This window comes from Cyanobium sp. BA5m-21, from assembly GCF_024346235.1.
GTDB lineage: Bacteria > Cyanobacteriota > Cyanobacteriia > PCC-6307 > Cyanobiaceae > Cyanobium_A > Cyanobium_A usitatum.
Window position 1 is genome coordinate 1 of sequence record NZ_JAGQCO010000044.1, and the last position, 17,494, is coordinate 17,494.

The window sequence follows — 17,494 nt, forward strand, 5'->3', positions numbered from 1 at the left end:
GGGTGCCCTCCGCATCGCGGTTGTTCTGCATGAACACCAGGTTGTAGAACTCGATGAAGCGCGAGTCGTCTTCCAGGTCGATGCCGTCGTCGCCGAGTTCGGGCTTGAAGTCGTAGTAGATCTCCGAGCAGGGGCCGCAGGGACCGGTGGGGCCGGAGGCCCAGAAGTTGTCAGCCTCATCCATGCGAATGATCCGCTTGGGGTTCACCCCCACCACGTCACGCCAGATCGCGCCGGCCTCATCGTCTTCGCGGAACACACTCACCACAAGGTTGTTGGGCGAGAGGCCGAACACCCCGGTGCTCAGCTCCCAGGCCCACTGGATCGCCTGCTCCTTGAAGTAGTCGCCGAAGGAGAAGTTGCCGAGCATCTCAAAAAACGTGTGATGCCGCGCCGTGCGGCCCACGTTTTCGATGTCGTTGGTGCGGATGCACTTCTGGCTGGTGGTGGCCCTAGGCGCCGGCCGCGGCGCCTGACCAAGGAACACCGGCTTGAACGGCAGCATGCCGGCAATGGTGAGCAGCACCGTCGGGTCGTCCGGGATCAGCGAAGCGCTCGCCATCGCTTTGTGGCCCCGCTGCTCGTAAAAATCGAGGAAAGCGGCGCGGATCTCAGCACCGGTGCGAGGACGACCGGTATGTGCTGTGACGGCCATGGCGGAGCAATACAACCCTGAGCAGGGCATGATCGCCCAGCAATGGACCTAACCCGATCCCCGTGTCTGTGGCCGAAAGCGAGCCCCGCGACCAGCTGAGGCTGCAATCGATCGGTTGGGCCCTGGCCGCCGGTGCCGTGGCGGGCTTGCCAGAGCTGCTGGCAGCAGGCCTGGATCCAGCTCTGCGCTCAGCGGGCTGCGGCTTTTTTTATGGTCTGTTGGCCTTTCACCTGCAGCGGGTCGACCCAAACGACAGCCACCTACAGGCGGGGTTGGTGGGCGCGGTGTGTGGAATTCGCAGCCTCGGTAGCCCCCTAGACCTGGCATCGGGCCTGCCAACTGTGATGATGGCGTTGATCCGCGGGTGGCTGCCGCTCTGGCTGCCGCTGATCGGCAGCGCCTTGGTGCTGCATTCAGCGCAGCGCTTGGCACCACGCCTCCTGCCCGCCCGACGGCCGTAAGGCCGGGTTCATGAGCCTGCTGCACGCCACCTGGCTGTTTCCCCCCGAGGGTTCGGGCGGTCGCCTATTCCTGTGGGCCGACACCTGGCGGGTGGCGACCCCTGCCGTGCCAAAGCTGGAGGCCCCTGAGCACCCCCTGGCCCTCAACGAAGACGACCTGGCCACCTGGCTCGACGACAACGGGCTGTGGTCAGAGGCCCTGCGCCCAGCCCGGGCCACCCTGACCCTGCCCAGCCGCAACCAGGCGGCCAAGGGCCGCCGCACCAGTGCCAGCAGCTGGAGCGGCCTGCCCCTGCAGGCCGGCGAACCAATTCCCAAACAGCTCGAATGGTGGCCCTGGCAGGTGGAGGGCTGGGCCCTCGATGCTGCCAATGCGGGCGAATGGCTCAGCCAGGTACCCCTGGCTGGTGAGCACCCGGAGATGGCCGATGAGCTGCGCTGGTGGAGTCACCTGCAGCGCTGGGCCCTGAGCCTGATCGCCCGCAGCCGCTGGCTACCCCAGATCGCCGAGGGCAAGGCCCGCTGGCTGCCCCTGCTCAACCGCGAAGACGACCGCCGCCGCCTCGAAGACCTGGCCAGCGGCCTGCCCCAGGTGGCCACCTGCGCCCTGGCCGCCGGCCCCAGCGGTGACCCCTCCCTGGCCTGCCGCCGCCCCGGCAGCGGGCGCCTGCGAGTGGCCAGCCTGCTGGAAGCCTTGCTCGATGGCCAGCTGCGGGTGGGCTTCAGTGCCAGCGCAGGCGGGCTCGATCCCTTGCTGGCGGCCTGGCAGAAGGCCCTGGGCAAAGGCGATGGCAGCCTCAGCCTGGGCGATGAGGAGCTGGAGCGTCTCAGCATCGCCACCCACCACTGGCGTGAAGGGGTGGCGGGCAAGGTGGAGCCAGCCCGCACCTGCCTGGAGCTGTTCACCCCCGCCGAGGGCGAGGAGCTCTGGGAGCTGCGCTTCGGGCTGCAGGCGGAAGCCGACCCGAGCCTGCGGGTGCCCGCCGCCGCCGTCTGGGCCGCCGGCGATCGGGGCCTGCAGATGGGCGAAGTGGCCGTGCCCCAACCGAGCGAGCTGCTGCTTGAAGGCATGGGCCGGGCCCTGACGGTGTTTGAACCGATCGTGCGGGGGCTGGATTCGGCCACCCCGGAAACGATGCAGCTCACGCCAGCCGAGGCGTTTGTGCTGGTGCGCACCGGCGCCCACCAGCTGCGCGATGTGGGCGTGGGTGTAGTGCTGCCGGCCAGCCTCGCAGGGGGCCTGGCCAGCCGGTTGGGCCTGTCCATCAAGGCCGAGCTGCCTGAGAAATCGCGCGGCTTCACCTTGGGCGAAACGCTCACCTGGGAATGGGAATTCATGATCGGCGGCGTCACCCTGACCCTGCGGGACCTGGAACGCCTGCAGGCCAAGCGCAGCCCCCTTGTGCAGCACAAGGGGGCCTGGATCGAGCTGCGTCCCGCCGACCTGCGCAACGCCGAGCGTTTCAGCGTTGCCGATCCAGGCCTGAGCCTCGACGACGCCCTGCGGCTCACCGCCAGCGACGGCGACACCTTCCATCGGCTGCCGGTGCACCGCTTCGATGCCGGCCCCCGGCTGCAGGCCGTACTGGAGCAGTACCACCAGCAGAAAGCACCCGACCCCCTGCCCGCCCCACCTGGCTTCTCCGGCCAGCTGCGGCCCTATCAGGAGCGGGGTCTGGGCTGGCTGGCCTTCCTGCACCGTTTCGACCAAGGCGCCTGCCTAGCCGACGACATGGGCCTGGGCAAAACGATCCAGCTGCTGGCCTTCCTGCAGCACCTCAAGGCCGAAGACGAACTCAAACGACCGGTGCTGCTGGTGGCGCCCACCTCGGTGCTCACCAACTGGAAGCGCGAAGCCCACGGCTTCACCCCCGAGCTGGGCGTGAGGGAGCACTACGGCCCGCGCCGGCCCTCCAGCCCCGAGGCCCTCAAAAAAGCTCTTAAGGGCGTGGATCTGGTGCTCACCAGCTACGGCCTGCTGCAACGCGACAGCGAGCTGCTCGAAAGCATCGACTGGCAGGGGGTGGTGATCGACGAAGCCCAGGCGATCAAAAACCACACCGCCAAACAAAGCCAAGCGGCCCGGGACCTGGCCCGCCCCAGCCGCGGCGGCAAAGGGGGCAGCCGCTTCCGGATTGCCCTCACCGGCACGCCGGTGGAAAACCGCGTCAGCGAGCTGTGGGCGCTGATGGATTTCCTCAACCCCAAGGTGCTCGGCGATGAGCCCTTCTTCCGCCAGCGCTACCGGCTGCCGATCGAGCGGTACGGCGACATGTCGTCGCTGCGGGATCTCAAAAGCCGGGTGGGGCCGTTCATCCTGCGGCGCCTCAAAACCGACAAGTCGATCATTTCCGACCTGCCGGAGAAGGTGGAGCTCAATGAATGGGTGGGCCTGGCTCCCGAGCAGAAGAAGCTCTACAACAAGACAGTCGACGAAAGCCTCGATGCCATCGCCCGGGCACCGCTGGGCCAGAAGCACGGCCAGGTGCTGGCCCTGCTCACCAAGCTCAAGCAGATCTGCAACCACCCGGCCCTGGCCCTGAAGGAAAACGCCGAGACCGTGCTGGCCAGCGGCAACGGCAGCTTCAGCAGCCGCAGCGGCAAGCTGCAGCGGCTCGAGGAGATCCTCGAGGAGGTAATCGAAGCGGGCGACCGGGCGTTGCTATTCACCCAGTTCGCCGAATGGGGGCTAATGCTCAAGGCCCACCTGGAGCGCAAATGGCGCCAGGAGGTGCCGTTCCTCTACGGCAGCACCAGCAAAACCGAGCGCCAGGCGATGGTCGATCGCTTCCAGGACGACCCCCGCGGCCCCCAGCTGTTTTTGCTGTCGCTCAAGGCCGGTGGTGTGGGCCTCAACCTCACCCGGGCCAGCCACGTCTTCCACATCGACCGCTGGTGGAACCCGGCCGTGGAAAACCAGGCCACCGACCGGGCCTACCGGATCGGCCAACAAAACCGGGTTTTGGTGCACAAGTTCATCACCAGCGGCTCGGTGGAAGAAAAAATCGACCGCATGATCAAAGAGAAGTCAAAAATGGCTGCAGAAATCGTCGGCTCCGGTGAAGACTGGCTCGGCGGCTTTGATGTGGGCCAACTCAAAGATCTAGTGGCCCTGAGCGAAGAGGATTAACGCCATGGATGCCCAGGGTTCTGATGTTCGCTGGAAACAGCGCTTCGACAACCTCCAGCGCGCCTACCAGCGCCTGCGCTGGGCCTTAGAAATCCACCAGCAGGATCCTGGCAACGAGCTAATCCGCATGGCCGTGATCAAGGCCTATGAATTCACCTTTGAGCTGAGCTGGAAAACCCTCAAGGATTTTCTCGTTTACAACGGTATCGATGCCAAGCTGCCACGCGAAGTGCTCAAACAGGCCTTTGCCACCGGCCTGCTCAACAACGGCCAGCTGTGGATCGACATGCTGGAGGAGCGCAACCTGATGGCCCACACCTATGACGACACCAGAGCCCGCAAAGCCGTAGATCAGATCCAGGAGCGCTACCTCAGTGGCCTGCAGCAACTGCACGACCTACTGGCAACCAAACGGCAGGAGGCCCCATGAGTGCGCCAACCACCAGCTCAGCCCCTGCCGATATCAACCACGGCATCCCCGATCGCACCGTGGCCGAGATCCGCTGCTGCCTGAAGCGCTTCCCCCAGATCCACTGGCTGAAGCTCTATGGCTCTCGGGCGATGGGCCGCCACTGGAGTGGCTCCGACATCGATCTGGCCTACAGCGCCAACGATGATTGCAGCGCTGCTCTGCACGAAGCCCTCGACCAACTGCCCACCCCCTATCTCTTTGATGTGACGCACTGGGAATCGCTCCGCTACGCCCCCCTGCGCGAACACATCGAACGCGTAGGCATCACCTTCCCATGACCCTCACCCCCACCACCTACGCCAGCGCCATCAACACCCAGCTCGGCGACCAGGGCCTGGCCCAGCAGCCCTGGTGGGTGGAGCAGTGGATGGAGCTGATCAACTCCTACCGCTTCAAAAAGCGCCTGGAGCGCGCCTGGGAGTATGCCCGCAGCGGCAATGTCACCTCGATCCGCTTTGAGGGGCGGCGAGTGCATGCCCGAGTGCAGGGCACCGACGAAGAGCCTTACAAGGTGAAGCTCTGGCTCGACGTGCTCCACGACGACGACTGGAACTACGTGCTCGACGCCCTCACCCAGAAGGCGCGCTGGTCGGCCCAGCTGCTGGCCGGCGTCATGCCCCAGGACATAGAGCGCGCCTTCGCGGCCAGCGGCAAGCGCCTGTTTCCGTTCAAGTTGCAGGAGGTGCGCAGCGAGTGCAGCTGCCCCGATAAGGCCAACCCCTGCAAGCACGTCAGCGCCGTCTACTACCTGATGGGCGATCGCTTCAGCGAAGACCCCTTCGTGTTGTTCCAGCTGCGCGGCCGCACCCGGGCCCAGCTGCTGGCCGACCTGGCCAAGCGGCGGCGCAAGGCGCTGGCAAAACAGGCCAGACAGGCTGCCGCCAAACAGGGCTCCCAGCCGGGCGCCGCAGTGGCGCTGCAGCCGGTGCATCCAGCCATCAAGGACCCAAACCGCTGGTGGCGCTACGGCGCAGCCCTCGATTCGGATCTGGTGGTGATCACACCAGCCCTGGAGGGCGACACCGGCCTCGATGCCGCCGGTCCCCTGCCCCTGGCAGAAGAACCCCGCTTCCCCGAGGCCAATCTCCACTTCCTGGAGCACCTCAAGGCCCACGGCCAGCAGCTGGCGGCCCTGGCCATGGCCAAGGCCATGGGCCCGGCCAACGGTGATGACAGCTGAGCTCCCCAGCCCGCCCCCCTGGCTGACGCCGGCGGCCCAAAGCCTGGCCCTGTGCCTGCTCAGCAATTACCAGCGCGCCTTCGGCACCCCTCTGATCGCCGGCCTAGCCGCCGACGCCTCGCCCCAGCTGGTGGCCCAGGAGCTGTTTGCCGCCGAGCTGGTGCTGCTGGCCCATGACGGCGCCGATCCCAGCAGCGAGCCAGGGCCAAGACTGATCTATGCCAACCGGGCGGCCCTGCGCCTATGGCTGCGCCCCTGGCCCGAGCTGGTGGGTATGCCGTCGCGGCTCACCGCCGAGCCCGCCGAGCGGGCCAGCCGCCGCCAGGCGTTGGTGGCAGCCCAAGCCAAAGAAGCGATCTCGGGCTACCGGGGCATCCGCATCGACAGCCGCGGCCGCCGCTTTGCCATCGAAGCCGCCCGCCTCTGGACCCTGCGCGATAGCTCAGGCCAGCCCTGCGGCCAGGCCGCCCGCTTCAGCCGCTGGTGGCTGTTGTGATGCACCCAGCTGTTGTGAAGGCAAACCTGTTGTGATCGCCGCCATCCCAGCGCCGCCGCCCCAACTACCCGCCGAGCTGCGGCCCCTGCTCACAACCCTGCAGCAACGCGGTTTTCAGGTGCGGCTGGCCCCGCCGCCAGTACGCGGCGCCTACGGGCTGTTCCAAGCCAAAACGCGCACCCTCTGGATCGCGCCGGTGGCCTTCGAGCTGGGCATCGGCCGACAGGTGTTCCTGCATGAGGCCATTCACGCAGCCCAGAGCTGTCCCACCGGCGTGCTGCAGCCCTTGGGCTGGAACGTGCGGCTCAACCCGGTGGTGGAGCAGGAGATCAGCGGCATCCTCACCACCCGCTACCACCACGGCAACCGGCAACTGGAGCGGGAAGCCTTCAGCGTGCAGGGCCATCCCGACGCCATCGGCCGGGTGATCGCCGCCTTAAAGCAGCGCTGCCGGTTGCCCCTACCTGCCAGTGGTGCCAACCGAACGGGGCCGTAAGGGCCGAACCAAAACGGGCGGTCTACCCCCTGCCGTCGCCCGGCTGGCCGCAGCACATTGGCTGTGTCCCGGAGAACATCCGATGCTCACCCTGCACCAACATCCCTTCGAGTTACTCGAGCAACAACTGCGCGCTGCCGAGCGTCCCGCCGCCGAGCGAGTGCCGGCCGCCGAGGTGCACGAAACCGACGACGCCTATGTAATCGCCCTTGAGCTTCCCGGTGTCGATAAGACCTCGATCGACGTCAAGGCCACCGACCGCAGCCTGGTGATCAACGCCGAGCGCCGCCAGCCAAGCCCCGATGCCTCTTCCCCGGTCGCCAAACAGACCTCCTTGATCAGCGAATTCCGCTACGGCACCTGGAGCCGCAGCTTCCGCTTCCCCGGCGGCATCAACCGCGAAAGCCTGCAAGCCCACTACCGCGACGGCCTGCTCACTGTGACGGCACCTAAGGCCCAGAACCTCACCACCGTGCAGGTGCAGGTGGAGGGCTGATCAGGGCCGAGCGGACACGAGAGAGAAGAGAAACCTCCCAGGCCCGGCCCACCCGCCGGGCCTTTTTTGTCGGCGGGCTTCCTAAAGTTGGACAAATTGCGGATCGATCCATGGTTGGTGCCGTCGCAACCGCAGCCCGCCTCAGCCTGCAATGCGAGCCGATCGCACCGGACACCACCACGATCCGCTCGCTCGACTGGGACCGCAGCCGCTTTGATATTGAGTTTGGCCTGCGCAACGGCACCACCTACAACAGCTTCCTGGTGCGGGGCGAGCGCACCGCCCTGATCGATACCAGCCACCTCAAATTTGAAGGCAGCTGGCTGCCGCTGCTGCAGGAGCTGATCGACCCCAAAGCAATCGATCACCTGATCGTGAGCCACACCGAGCCCGACCACTCGGGACTGATAGGCCACCTGCTCGAGCTCAACCCCGAGATCGAGATCGTGGGCTCCAAGGTTGCGATCCAGTTTCTTGAGAATCAGGTGCACCGGCCCTTCAAAAGCCGGGCGGTAAAAAGCGGCGAAGAGCTCGATCTGGGCACCAACCCCACCAGTGGCGTGGCCCACCGCTTCGAGTTTCTCAGCGCTCCAAACCTGCACTGGCCCGACACGATCTTTTCCTTCGACCACGGCACCGGCATCCTCTACACCTGCGATGCCTTTGGCCTGCACTACTGCTCCAAGGAGCTGTTCGACACCGATCCCGGCGCCATAGCCCCAGATTTTCGCTTCTATTACGACTGCCTGATGGGCCCCAACGCTCGCAGCGTGCTGCAGGCGATGAAGCGCATGGATGGGTTGCCCGAGATCACCACGGTGGCGGTGGGTCATGGGCCCTTGCTGCGCCATCACCTCGGCCTCTGGCTGGATGACTACCGAACCTGGAGCAGTGAGCGCAGCACGGGCGAAAACTATGCGGCAGTTTGCTATCTGAGCCAATACGGCTTCTGCGACCGCCTCAGCCAGGCGATTGCCCGCGGCATCGGCAAGGCCGGCGCCGCAGTGCAGCTGGTGGATCTGCGCGCCACCGACGCCCAGGAGCTCAGTGCCCTGATCGGTGAAGCCAGTGCCGTGGTGGTACCCACCTGGCCAGCCCGGCCCGATGCCGAGCTGCAAGCTTCGATCGGAACCTTGTTAGCGGCCCTCAAACCGAAGCAGTGGGTGGGCAGCTACGACGCCTTCGGCGGCAACGACGAGCCGATCGACACCGTGGCCAGCCAGTTGCGCAGCCTCGGCCAGAAGACCGCCTTTGAACCGCTGCGGGTGCGCCAGGTGCCTGGCGGCAACGACTATCAGCGCTGCGAGGAAGCCGGCACCGACCTAGGCCAGCTGCTAACCAAGGAGAAGACAATCGCCGCGATGAAGTCTCTAGATGCCGATCTCGACAAGGCCCTGGGGCGCCTCTCCGGGGGGTTGTATGTGGTGACGGCGCGGCAGGAGACACCGGAGGGCACGCGCAGCTCAGCGATGGTGGCCAGCTGGGTGAGCCAGGCAAGTTTCGAGCCCCCCGGCCTCACGGTGGCGGTAGCCAAAGACCGGGCCATCGAGGCGCTGCTGCAGGTGGACGATCGCTTCGTGCTCAACATCCTGCGGGAGGACAACCACCAGGAGCTGCTGCGCCATTTCCTCAAGCGCTTCCCGCCCGGAGCCGACCGCTTCGCCGGGGTAAGCACCCTCGAGGGCGCCGCCACGGGCGGCCCGGTGCTCGGTGATGCCCTGGCCTACCTGGGCTGCCGCGTGGTGCAACGCCTCGAGGGCCCCGACCACTGGATCATTTACGCCGAGGTGGAGCAGGGGAACGTGGCCGACACCGAAGCCAGCACCGCCGTGCACCACCGCAAAGTCGGGAACCACTACTGATGGGCAGCCCTGCCGAGCCCGGCCCCAGCCGACGCGTCATCCAGCTCCCCATCGAGCCGGGGCTGATCTGCCTCAAGGGGCTGAGCCCCAACCGGCTGCGCTTCGAGGTGGAATACGGCCTGGAGCGCGGCACCACCGCCAACAGCTTCCTGTTCCAGGAGGTGCCCCTGCTGGTCCATCCCCCCGGCGGCTCCTTTGCCGAGCCCTTCCTGGCAGAGCTGGCGAAGCTGGTGCCGGCCGAGGCCCCCTTGAAGGTGGTGGTGGGTCACGTCAACCCCAATCGGGTAGCCCTGTTGCACCAACTGGCGGCCCGCTGGCCCAACCTGCTGCTGGTGAGCTCCAACACCGGCGCCAAGCTGCTCGCAGAGCTTTGGAACCTGCAGAAACCGGTCGCCCCCGGCAGCGAGACAACCCCCGAGCCGATCCCAGCGCTACCTCGGATCGATGTGGTGAAGCAGGAGGCCAGCCGCAACCTCGTCGACGGCCACGTGCTGCGCCTGATTCCCACCCCCACCCCCCGCTGGCCCGGGGCGCTGATGGCCTTCGAGGAGACCAGCGGCCTGCTGATGAGTGGCAAGTTTTTCGCGGCCCACCTCTGCAGCGAGAGCTTCGCTGAGGCCAACCGCAGCAGCAGTGAGGAAGACCGCCGCTACTTCTACGACTGCCTTATGGCACCGATGGCGCGCCAGGTGGAGTCGGTGGTGGAGCGGCTCGAAGCCCTCGACATCCGCACCATTGCGCCCGGCCACGGGCCGGCGATCAGCGAGAGCTGGCGCAGCCTCCTCAACGACTACCACCGCTGGGGCGCAACCCAGGAGCGGGCGCGCCTATCGGTGGCACTGCTGTTTGCCAGCGCCTACGGCAACACGGCCGCCATCGCCGATGCCCTCGCCCAGGGGGTCGCCCGTACCGGCGTGCGGGTGGAGAGCATCAACTGCGAGTTCACGCCACCTGAGCAGCTGCTGGCGGCGATCCGCAGCTGCGATGCGATTTTGATCGGCTCTCCCACCCTTGGCGGCCATGCCCCCACACCGATCGTGTCAGCCCTGGGCACGGTGCTAGCTGAGGGCGACCGCAGCAAGCCGGTTGGGGTCTTTGGCAGCTTTGGCTGGAGCGGTGAAGCCCTGGATCTGCTGGAGAGCAAGCTGCGCGATGGCGGCTTCCACTTCGCCTTTGAACCGATCAAGGTGAAGTTCAGCCCCGATGCGGCCAGCCTCAAAGCCATCGAGGAAACCGGCACCGCCCTTGGCCGCCAACTGCAGAGCGAACAGCGCAAGGCGCAGCGCCGAACCGCCAGTGGCGGACTCAGCGAGAGCCGCAGCAATCCAGCAGTGCAGGCCCTGGGCCGGGTGGTGGGCTCCCTGTGCGTGCTCACCACCAGCAAAGGGGAGGGCGGCAACCGCCTCAGCAGCGCCATGGTGGCCAGCTGGGTGAGCCAGGCCAGCTTCTCACCGCCTGGCTTCACAGTGGCCGTAGCGAAAGACCGGGCGGTGGAGGCCCTGCTGCACGTCGGCGATCGCTTTGCTCTCAACGTGCTGGCCGCAGGGCGTGAAAACGGTCCGATGAAGCAGTTTTTGCAGCCGTTTGCCCCAGGCGCCGACCGCTTCGCCGGCCTGGAGCTGGAGCACAGCCCCAGCGGCCAACCGCTTCTACCGGAGGCCCTGGCCTGGCTGGAAGCCACGGTGCAGCAGCGCATGGAATGCGGCGACCACTGGCTGCTGTATGCCCAGGTGAGCCAGGGCGGCGTGCTCGACGCCAGCGCCACCACGGCCGTGCACCAGCGCCGCAGCGGCGCCAACTACTGAGAGCCGCAAAGCCCGGGGTCACGGGGCACGGAGTCACGGAGCCACAAAGCCACGCAAGCACGACTAACTCATAGTCGTTCCGACTTCGGGTAAGCTAAGCTCTCCGCCAGTCGCAACACCTGCCAAGCCATGGATATCGCCAAGCCCAGCACCAAGGCCAATCTTGAAGCCGCTTTTGGCGGCGAGAGCATGGCCAATCGCAAATACCTATTTTTCGCGGAGGTGGCCAAGCAGGTCGGCAACCCCGAGCTGGCCAAGCTGTTTCGCGACACCGCCGCCCAGGAAACCGAGCACGCCTTCGCCCACTTCCGGCTGCTCCATCCCGAACTCGTCATCGACGATCCCGCCAACCTCTCCGGCGAGCAGAAGCAGGCCCTGCTCAGCCGCTGCCTGGAGCTGGCGATCGAGGGCGAAACCTACGAATACAAGACCATGTATCCGGAGTTTGCCGAACAGGCCCGCACCGATCGCGATGGCGAAGCTGCAGCTGAATTCCAGGAGCAGATCGACGAATCACAGCAGCACGCCGGCATCTTTCGCACCGCCGCCAAAAACTTCGGCCTGCTGGAACCGATCGAGCAGCACCACGCCGAGCGCTACGGCATCGCCCTCGAAGCCCTGCAGGGCAAGGGGGTGGCCGGAGAGGCAGATGAGCCCGTAGCCGGCAAGTGGATCTGCAAACTGTGCTCGATGATTTACGACCCCACAGCAGGCGATCCCGATTCCGGCATCGCTCCGGGCACCCCCTTTGAAGCGATCCCCGACGACTGGCGTTGCCCGATCTGCGACGCGCGCAAGGCTAGCTTCGTGCCCTACCGGGAGCCCCAACTTCTTGGCGTTTGATTCCCCAACTGGGCTGCAATTTATGTAGCCCAGAACACTATTTCAACCAATTGCTGCCCCGAAAGGTCCAGAATAAAAACCCAGTTAAGCAAAGGGGTTTCAGGGTCTAGGCCTAGATCCGCGCAGACCTTTTTAAGGGTGTAAAGGCAATCCCAAAGTAATTCAGTAAACGGCCGCGAATTTGCCGCCAGCCCGCTGCAATAGCTGCAGTTCTGACACCAGGAATGGCCAGCACCGCTATCGCCTCAACTGGCAACTATCCCCTCGGGGTGCGGGCAACGGTGCGTTATCGGGGGTTCGTGCTGATCCCCCAGGCGGATTTCACCTGGCTGGTGCGCCCCGAGCGAAGTCCCATGCACCTGCTGCCATTTCGGGCACCGGCCAGCTCCCTAGCTGACGTCAAAGCCCTAGTTGATTGGCGCTTGGTCGAAGCAATTTAAGCTGCTTGATTTAGCCCAACCCGACTTCAAGCTGCCTGGGGAGGCGGCGTTGGATCGTGGTGGATGTGAAAAGGCAGCACCAGGGTGGCCCAGTGATCGGGGCGCTCGGGACGGGGACGGCGGGAGCGACGCACACCAAAAGGAACACGCACCACGTTGGTGCCCTCGACCCGCAGCACCTGGCCCGTTCCTGTACCAGTTCCGTCGTTGCTGCCCTTCATGGTCCCGAGAATGAATGGCTTAAGCGCTGATTGTGCCTGCTAACAGGCGTCAAGCCCGCACAGTGTGCGCCATGACGGCACTAATGAACAGTGGCAGCTGGTACCACTTGGGCCAGTTCCTGCTCTGCCAGCTCCGGCCCTGCCAGCTCCTCCATGCTCGGGCAGGTGCACACCAGGTTGCGATCGCCGTAGGCGTTGTCGATCCGGGCCACCGCCGGCCAAAACTTCGCTAGGCGCTGATCCTCACCAGCCGGAAATGCAGCCTGCTGGCGGGTATAGGGCCGATCCCAGTGATCAGCAGTTACCGCAGCCAGGGTGTGGGGAGCTCGCTTGAGGGGGTTGTTGAGGGGATCGGCGCTGCCGGCCTCCAGCGCCGTGGCCTCCTGGCGGATCGCCACCATGGCCGCGCAGAAGCGGTCGAGCTCAGCGAGCGACTCGCTTTCCGTGGGTTCCACCATCACCGTGCCCGCCACTGGCCAGCTCACCGTGGGGGCATGGAAGCCGTAGTCCATCAGGCGCTTGGCCAGGTCATCGACCTCCAGGCCGCAGCTGCGCTTGAGCGGCCGCAGATCGAGGATGCACTCATGGGCCACGCGCCCGCCAGCGCCCCGGTAGAGCACGGGAAAATGGGGCTCCAGGCGCTCGGCCAGCAGGTTGGCGGCCAGCAGGGCCACCTGGCTGGCCTGGCGCAGGCCCGCACCGCCCATCATGCGGATATACATCCAGCTGATTGCCAGAATCGAAGCACTGCCCAGGGGTGCCGCAGCCACGGGCCCCACCCCTCCGCACCCAACCCCTACGGCACCCGGCAAGAAGGGCAGTAGGTGGGATGCCACCGCAATCGGGCCCACGCCGGGGCCGCCGCCGCCGTGGGGAATGCAGAAGGTCTTGTGCAGGTTGAGGTGGCAGACATCGGCGCCATAGAGACCCGGCTTGCACAGGCCCACCTGGGCGTTGAGGTTGGCGCCATCGAGGTACACCTGGCCGCCGCGGGCGTGCACCAGCTCGCAGATACGGCGAATAGCCGGCTCAAACACGCCGTGGGTGGAGGGATAGGTGACCATCAGCGCCGCCAGCTGCTCGGCGTGGGCAGCGGCCTTGGCCTCCAGGTCGGTGAGATCAATGTTGCCAGCCTCATCGCAGGCCACCGCCACCACCTGCAGGCCGGCCATCACGGCGCTGGCTGGGTTTGTGCCGTGGGCACTAGTGGGAATCAAGCAAACGGTGCGATGGGCGTCCCCTTGGCTGCGGTGCCAGGCCCGGATCGCCAGCAAGCCGGCATATTCCCCCTGGGAGCCGGCATTGGGCTGCAGCGACACACCGGCAAAACCGGTGATCAGCGCCAGCCAGCGCTCCAGATCCGCCGCCAGAAGCTGGTATCCGGCGGCCTGCTCAGCCGGGGCGAAGGGGTGCAGCTGGCTGAAGGCCGGCCAGCTCACCGGCGCCAGCTCGGCGGCGGCATTGAGCTTCATGGTGCAGCTACCCAGCGGGATCATCCCGTGCACCAGCGATAAATCCTTAGCTGAAAGGCGCTGGATGTAGCGCAAAAGCTCGGTTTCACTGCGGTAGCGATGGAAGACGCTCTGCCGCAACCAAGGCTGCTGGCGCAGGGGCATGGCCGGGCCAGCAGGCGGGCTTTTGCCCAGCTCCCGCCAGGGCTCAGCGCACCCAGCCAGCGCCCGCAGCAGCCGCTCCAGCTCCTCGGCGCTGCTCAGCTCATCAAGGCTGATGCCAACGCCATCTTCTGCCTGGTGCAGGTTGAAGCCAGCCGCCAGGGCAGCCGCCACCAGCACCTTGGCCTGATCCGGCGGCAGGGGCAACCACACCGTGTCAAAACCCTGGCCCGGCAACACCGGCAGAGCGAGGGCCTCCAAGCCAGCCACAAGGGCCGCGCGCAGGCTGAGCAAGCGCCGGGCGATCGCCTCCAGGCCATCGGGGCCATGGTGCACCGCATAAAAGCCAGCCATCACTGCCAGCAGCACCTGAGCGGTGCAGATGTTGCTGGTGGCCTTGTCGCGGCGGATGTGTTGTTCGCGGGTCTGCAGGGCCAGGCGCAGGGCGGGCTGGCCTGCCGCATCCAGCGAGCGCCCCACCAGGCGGCCGGGGATCTGGCGCTTGAACTGCTCGCCCGTGGCAAAAAAAGCGGCATGGGGACCACCAAAACCCAGCGGCACCCCCAGGCGCTGGGCGCTACCGACGGCGATATCAGCGCCGAGGTGGCCCACCGGCTCCAGCAGCACCTGGGCCAGGGGATCGATCGCCACAGCCGTGATCACCCCGGCCTGGCGGGCGCTAGACAGCAGCTCGCTGGGATCCCAGAGCCGGCCCTGGCGGCCAGGCAGCTGGATCAGCAAACCAAAAGCATCCGCTGGCAGGGTGGCCCCAGCCAGCGACTCGGCTGCCACCAGCTCGAGCTGGATACCCAGGGGCTCGGCCCGGGTTTGCAGCACCGCCAGGGTCTGGGGGAACACGGCCCGATCCACCAGAAAGCGGCCGGCCCCGGGGCGCTTGCAGACAGCGCTAGCCATGGCCATGGCCTCAGCGGCGGCGGTGGCCTCATCTAATAAGGAGGCATTGGCGATCGGCAGGCCGGTGAGCTCGCTGATCAGGGTCTGAAAATTCAGCAGGGCCTCAAGCCGGCCCTGGGAAATTTCGGCCTGATAGGGGGTGTAGGCGGTGTACCAGGCGGGGTTTTCAAACACCTGGCGCTGGATCAGCGCCGGCGTGGCGGTGCCGTAGTAGCCCTGGCCGATCAAGCTGCGTTGCAGCTGGTTGGCCGCAGCGATCTCGGCAAGTTCAGCCAGGGCCTGGGACTCACTGCAGGGCTCGGGCAAACCCGCAGCCGAGGCCGCCGGATCTAGCAGCAAATCGGCGGGCACCACCTGGGCGGCCAGGGCCTCGAGGCTGGACGCTCCGAGTTCCGCCAACATCCGCTGCTGCTCAGCGGCGCTCGGACCGATATGGCGCCCAATAAAGGAAAGGACTGGTGAGTCCGCAGTGCCCATCAGGCGCCCTGCACCTTGGCGGAGTAGGTGGCCGCATCCAGCAGTCCAGCGAGCTGGGCCGGATCAGCTGGCTGGAGCACCAGCAGCCAACCCTCGCCGTAGGGATCGTTCTGCAGCTCCTCCGGGCTGGCGAGCACCGCCTCATTGCGGGCCAGCACCACACCGCTCACCGGCGCCAGCAGATCTTCCACCGCCTTCACCGATTCAACGCTGCCAAAACTGGCGCCCTGAACAAGGCTGGCGCCCACTGCGGGCAGCTCCACAAACACGATGTCGCCGAGCTGGTCGACGGCGAAGGCACTCAGGCCCAGCCGCAGCCTCTCGCCCTCAGGGCGTACGTATTCGTGGCTATCGGCGTAGCGGCAATCACCTGGGATGGGGAGCGCCATCACGCAGCAGCAAGGTGGCGCCATTCTGTCGGCCCTGGAGTGATAAGCAGCGGCGAGATCTGCGTAATCAGACCTGGTGACCTGCTTGCGCCAGTGCCACCAGAGCCCGCTCCAGGGCGATCTGGGCATGGGCGCGGTGGGTGCCGCCCTGGGCAAACAGCACGTAGGGCTCCCGCAGCGGCGCATCGGCGGAAAACTCGCTGGTGCTGCCGTCGATGAAGGTGCCGCCCGCCATCACCAGGGCACTGGCGTAGCCGGGCATCGGCGCCGGCACCGGATCGAGGTAGGCGCCCACCGGTGATGCGGCCTGGAAGGCGCGGCAAACGGTTTTGAGCCGCTCGGGATCGCCGAGCCGCACCGCCTGGATTACGTCGCTGCGGGGGGCACCGGGCAGGGGCTGCACCGCGTAGCCCAGATCCGAGAAGACCGCCGCCACCAGCTCGCTGCAGATCAGGGCCTCAGCCACCATCTGGGGAGCCAGGAAAAGTCCCTGGGCCAACAGGCGGTTGAGGTCGAAGCTGGTGCCCCCCTCGCCGCCGATGCCCGGCGCCGTTAGCCGGCAGCAGGCCTGCTCCACCAACTCAGCCCGGCCGGCCACGTAGCCGCCGGTGGGGGCGATGGTGCCGCCGAGATTTTTGATCAAGGAGCCGGCAATCAGATCGGCCCCCACCGCCGTGGGCTCCTGGGCCTCCACCAGCTCGCCGTAGCAGTTGTCGACAAACACCACGCAGCCGGGCTGGAGCGCTTTCACCCGCTCGCAGAGCAGGCCAATCTGGGCCACCGACAGGGACGGCCGCCAGCTGTAGCCGCAACTGCGCTGGATCAGCACCATGCGGGTAGGCATAGCCAGGGCGTCCTCCAGGCCGTCGAAATCGACACTGCCGGCGGCGGTGAGCGCCAGCTCGGCGTAGGCGATGCCGAATTCCGCCAGGGAGCCCTGGCCGCTGCCGCGGATGCCAATCACCTCTTCGAGGGTGTCGTAGGGGCGACCAGTGAGGGCGAGCAGGCGGTCGCCGGGGCGCAGCACACCAAATAACGCCGCTGCTATGGCGTGGGTACCACTGACAAATTGCAGGCGCACGGCCGCCGCCTCGGCCTGCAGCACCCGGGCAAACACCCGATCCAGCAGCTCCCGGCCCTGATCGCCATGGCCGTAGCCGCTCACCGAAGCGAAGTGCTGGCTGCCGAGTCGCTCGGCGGCGAAAGCCTCGAGCACCCTGGCCAGCCGCGGCTGCACCTGGCTGGTGTGGTGGGCGGCGGCAGCGGCGGTTGAGGCCACTGCAGCGGCCACCCGCTCGGCGGCCCGACGGGCCAAGGCCTCCGCTGCATCCGCCATCTGCCTAGCCCTCAGGGAGTCCCATGTTGCCGGGCGACGCCTAGCTAGATTTGCGCCGCTGCCCAGGCGTGAATCGGGCGAGCACCACCCGGAGAGTTCCTTGGTAGTCAGCACCGATTCGGCCCAAGTTTTGGCTGCGGCCACACCCAGCGCGCTTGAGGATCAGCGCATCCGCGCTGCCGTATCCGAAAGGCGCCAACCCCTGCC

General features: G+C 66.6%; 17 protein-coding genes. 12 read left to right on the forward strand and 5 right to left on the reverse strand.

Annotated features, from left to right (window positions below; translation table 11 throughout):
• Positions 1-655: alanine--tRNA ligase-related protein (locus KBY72_RS11575; protein ID WP_254993644.1), on the reverse strand; the 655-nt coding region annotated here is incomplete at its 3' end.
• Positions 656-717: 62 nt separating this feature from the next.
• Between KBY72_RS11575 and KBY72_RS11580 the strand changes: the two genes are divergently transcribed.
• The 12 genes from KBY72_RS11580 (at position 718) to KBY72_RS11640 (ending at position 12,336) form a co-directional block, all read left to right on the forward strand.
• A complete protein-coding gene (locus KBY72_RS11580) occupies positions 718-1,116 on the forward strand; it encodes a hypothetical protein (RefSeq protein ID WP_254993645.1) in 399 nt (132 codons plus the stop codon).
• A 10-nt stretch (positions 1,117-1,126) separates the two neighbouring features.
• Positions 1,127-4,246 (forward strand): DEAD/DEAH box helicase, encoded by a 3,120-nt coding sequence (locus KBY72_RS11585; protein ID WP_254993646.1) that lies wholly within the window; start codon positions 1,127-1,129, stop codon positions 4,244-4,246.
• A 4-nt stretch (positions 4,247-4,250) separates the two neighbouring features.
• Complete coding sequence (locus tag KBY72_RS11590; RefSeq protein WP_254960683.1) at positions 4,251-4,676, forward strand: nucleotidyltransferase substrate binding protein; 426 nt, start codon at positions 4,251-4,253, stop codon at positions 4,674-4,676.
• Positions 4,673-4,996 carry a nucleotidyltransferase family protein gene (locus tag KBY72_RS11595; protein ID WP_254929308.1) on the forward strand — a complete coding sequence of 108 codons (324 nt, stop codon included), beginning with the start codon at positions 4,673-4,675 and terminating at the stop codon, positions 4,994-4,996. The genes KBY72_RS11590 and KBY72_RS11595 overlap by 4 nt, the downstream gene beginning before the upstream one ends.
• Entirely contained in the window at positions 4,993-5,898 is a 906-nt protein-coding gene (locus KBY72_RS11600) for an SWIM zinc finger family protein (protein WP_254960684.1), read from the forward strand. The genes KBY72_RS11595 and KBY72_RS11600 overlap by 4 nt, the downstream gene beginning before the upstream one ends.
• Entirely contained in the window at positions 5,888-6,394 is a 507-nt protein-coding gene (locus tag KBY72_RS11605) for an MEKHLA domain-containing protein (RefSeq protein ID WP_254932532.1), read from the forward strand. The genes KBY72_RS11600 and KBY72_RS11605 overlap by 11 nt, the downstream gene beginning before the upstream one ends.
• A gap of 31 nt (positions 6,395-6,425) precedes the next feature.
• Complete coding sequence (locus KBY72_RS11610) at positions 6,426-6,890, forward strand: hypothetical protein (RefSeq protein ID WP_254960685.1); 465 nt, start codon at positions 6,426-6,428, stop codon at positions 6,888-6,890.
• Between the two features lie 82 nt (positions 6,891-6,972).
• Complete coding sequence (locus KBY72_RS11615; protein WP_254932530.1) at positions 6,973-7,386, forward strand: Hsp20/alpha crystallin family protein; 414 nt, start codon at positions 6,973-6,975, stop codon at positions 7,384-7,386.
• 110 nt (positions 7,387-7,496) lie between these two features.
• A complete protein-coding gene (locus KBY72_RS11620) occupies positions 7,497-9,248 on the forward strand; it encodes a diflavin flavoprotein (protein ID WP_254960686.1) in 1,752 nt (583 codons plus the stop codon).
• Positions 9,248-11,053, forward strand: coding sequence for a diflavin flavoprotein (locus KBY72_RS11625; protein WP_254993647.1), 1,806 nt, complete (start codon positions 9,248-9,250; stop codon positions 11,051-11,053). The genes KBY72_RS11620 and KBY72_RS11625 overlap by 1 nt, the downstream gene beginning before the upstream one ends.
• Positions 11,054-11,182: 129 nt before the next feature.
• Positions 11,183-11,896: a rubrerythrin family protein gene (locus KBY72_RS14345; protein ID WP_261359527.1), complete on the forward strand. Its 714-nt coding sequence runs from the start codon at positions 11,183-11,185 to the stop codon at positions 11,894-11,896.
• Between the two features lie 224 nt (positions 11,897-12,120).
• Positions 12,121-12,336 (forward strand): hypothetical protein, encoded by a 216-nt coding sequence (locus KBY72_RS11640; RefSeq protein WP_254960699.1) that lies wholly within the window; start codon positions 12,121-12,123, stop codon positions 12,334-12,336.
• 26 nt (positions 12,337-12,362) lie between these two features.
• Here the strand turns inward: KBY72_RS11640 and KBY72_RS11645 are convergent, their stop codons facing one another.
• From KBY72_RS11645 to KBY72_RS11660, 4 genes are all read right to left on the reverse strand, one after another.
• Entirely contained in the window at positions 12,363-12,557 is a 195-nt protein-coding gene (locus KBY72_RS11645; RefSeq protein WP_254960700.1) for a hypothetical protein, read from the reverse strand.
• An 80-nt stretch (positions 12,558-12,637) separates the two neighbouring features.
• Positions 12,638-15,562 (reverse strand): aminomethyl-transferring glycine dehydrogenase, encoded by a 2,925-nt coding sequence (gene gcvP / locus KBY72_RS11650; protein WP_254960701.1) that lies wholly within the window; start codon positions 15,560-15,562, stop codon positions 12,638-12,640.
• Complete coding sequence (gcvH, locus tag KBY72_RS11655) at positions 15,562-15,951, reverse strand: glycine cleavage system protein GcvH (protein WP_254960702.1); 390 nt, start codon at positions 15,949-15,951, stop codon at positions 15,562-15,564. Before gcvH ends, gcvP begins: the two co-directional genes overlap by 1 nt.
• Positions 15,952-16,018: 67 nt before the next feature.
• Complete coding sequence (locus KBY72_RS11660) at positions 16,019-17,287, reverse strand: aminotransferase class I/II-fold pyridoxal phosphate-dependent enzyme (protein WP_254960704.1); 1,269 nt, start codon at positions 17,285-17,287, stop codon at positions 16,019-16,021.
• Positions 17,288-17,494: the final 207 nt, after the last annotated feature.

Excerpts from the sequence above, each read along its gene's own strand:
- KBY72_RS11615 (WP_254932530.1), top strand. The coding sequence starts at position 6,973 with ATGCTCACCCTGCACCAACATCCCTTCGAGTTACTCGAGCAACAACTG.
- KBY72_RS11645 (WP_254960700.1), bottom strand. The coding sequence starts at position 12,557 with ATGAAGGGCAGCAACGACGGAACTGGTACAGGAACGGGCCAGGTGCTG.
- KBY72_RS11595 (WP_254929308.1), top strand. The coding sequence starts at position 4,673 with ATGAGTGCGCCAACCACCAGCTCAGCCCCTGCCGATATCAACCACGGC.
- KBY72_RS11640 (WP_254960699.1), top strand. The coding sequence starts at position 12,121 with ATGGCCAGCACCGCTATCGCCTCAACTGGCAACTATCCCCTCGGGGTG.
- KBY72_RS11585 (WP_254993646.1), top strand. The coding sequence starts at position 1,127 with ATGAGCCTGCTGCACGCCACCTGGCTGTTTCCCCCCGAGGGTTCGGGC.
- KBY72_RS11625 (WP_254993647.1), top strand. The coding sequence starts at position 9,248 with ATGGGCAGCCCTGCCGAGCCCGGCCCCAGCCGACGCGTCATCCAGCTC.
- KBY72_RS11660 (WP_254960704.1), bottom strand. The coding sequence starts at position 17,287 with ATGGCGGATGCAGCGGAGGCCTTGGCCCGTCGGGCCGCCGAGCGGGTG.
- KBY72_RS14345 (WP_261359527.1), top strand. The coding sequence starts at position 11,183 with ATGGATATCGCCAAGCCCAGCACCAAGGCCAATCTTGAAGCCGCTTTT.
- gcvH (WP_254960702.1), bottom strand. The coding sequence starts at position 15,951 with ATGGCGCTCCCCATCCCAGGTGATTGCCGCTACGCCGATAGCCACGAA.
- KBY72_RS11605 (WP_254932532.1), top strand. The coding sequence starts at position 5,888 with ATGACAGCTGAGCTCCCCAGCCCGCCCCCCTGGCTGACGCCGGCGGCC.
- KBY72_RS11600 (WP_254960684.1), top strand. The coding sequence starts at position 4,993 with ATGACCCTCACCCCCACCACCTACGCCAGCGCCATCAACACCCAGCTC.
- KBY72_RS11590 (WP_254960683.1), top strand. The coding sequence starts at position 4,251 with ATGGATGCCCAGGGTTCTGATGTTCGCTGGAAACAGCGCTTCGACAAC.
- gcvP (WP_254960701.1), bottom strand. The coding sequence starts at position 15,562 with ATGGGCACTGCGGACTCACCAGTCCTTTCCTTTATTGGGCGCCATATC.
- KBY72_RS11620 (WP_254960686.1), top strand. The coding sequence starts at position 7,497 with ATGGTTGGTGCCGTCGCAACCGCAGCCCGCCTCAGCCTGCAATGCGAG.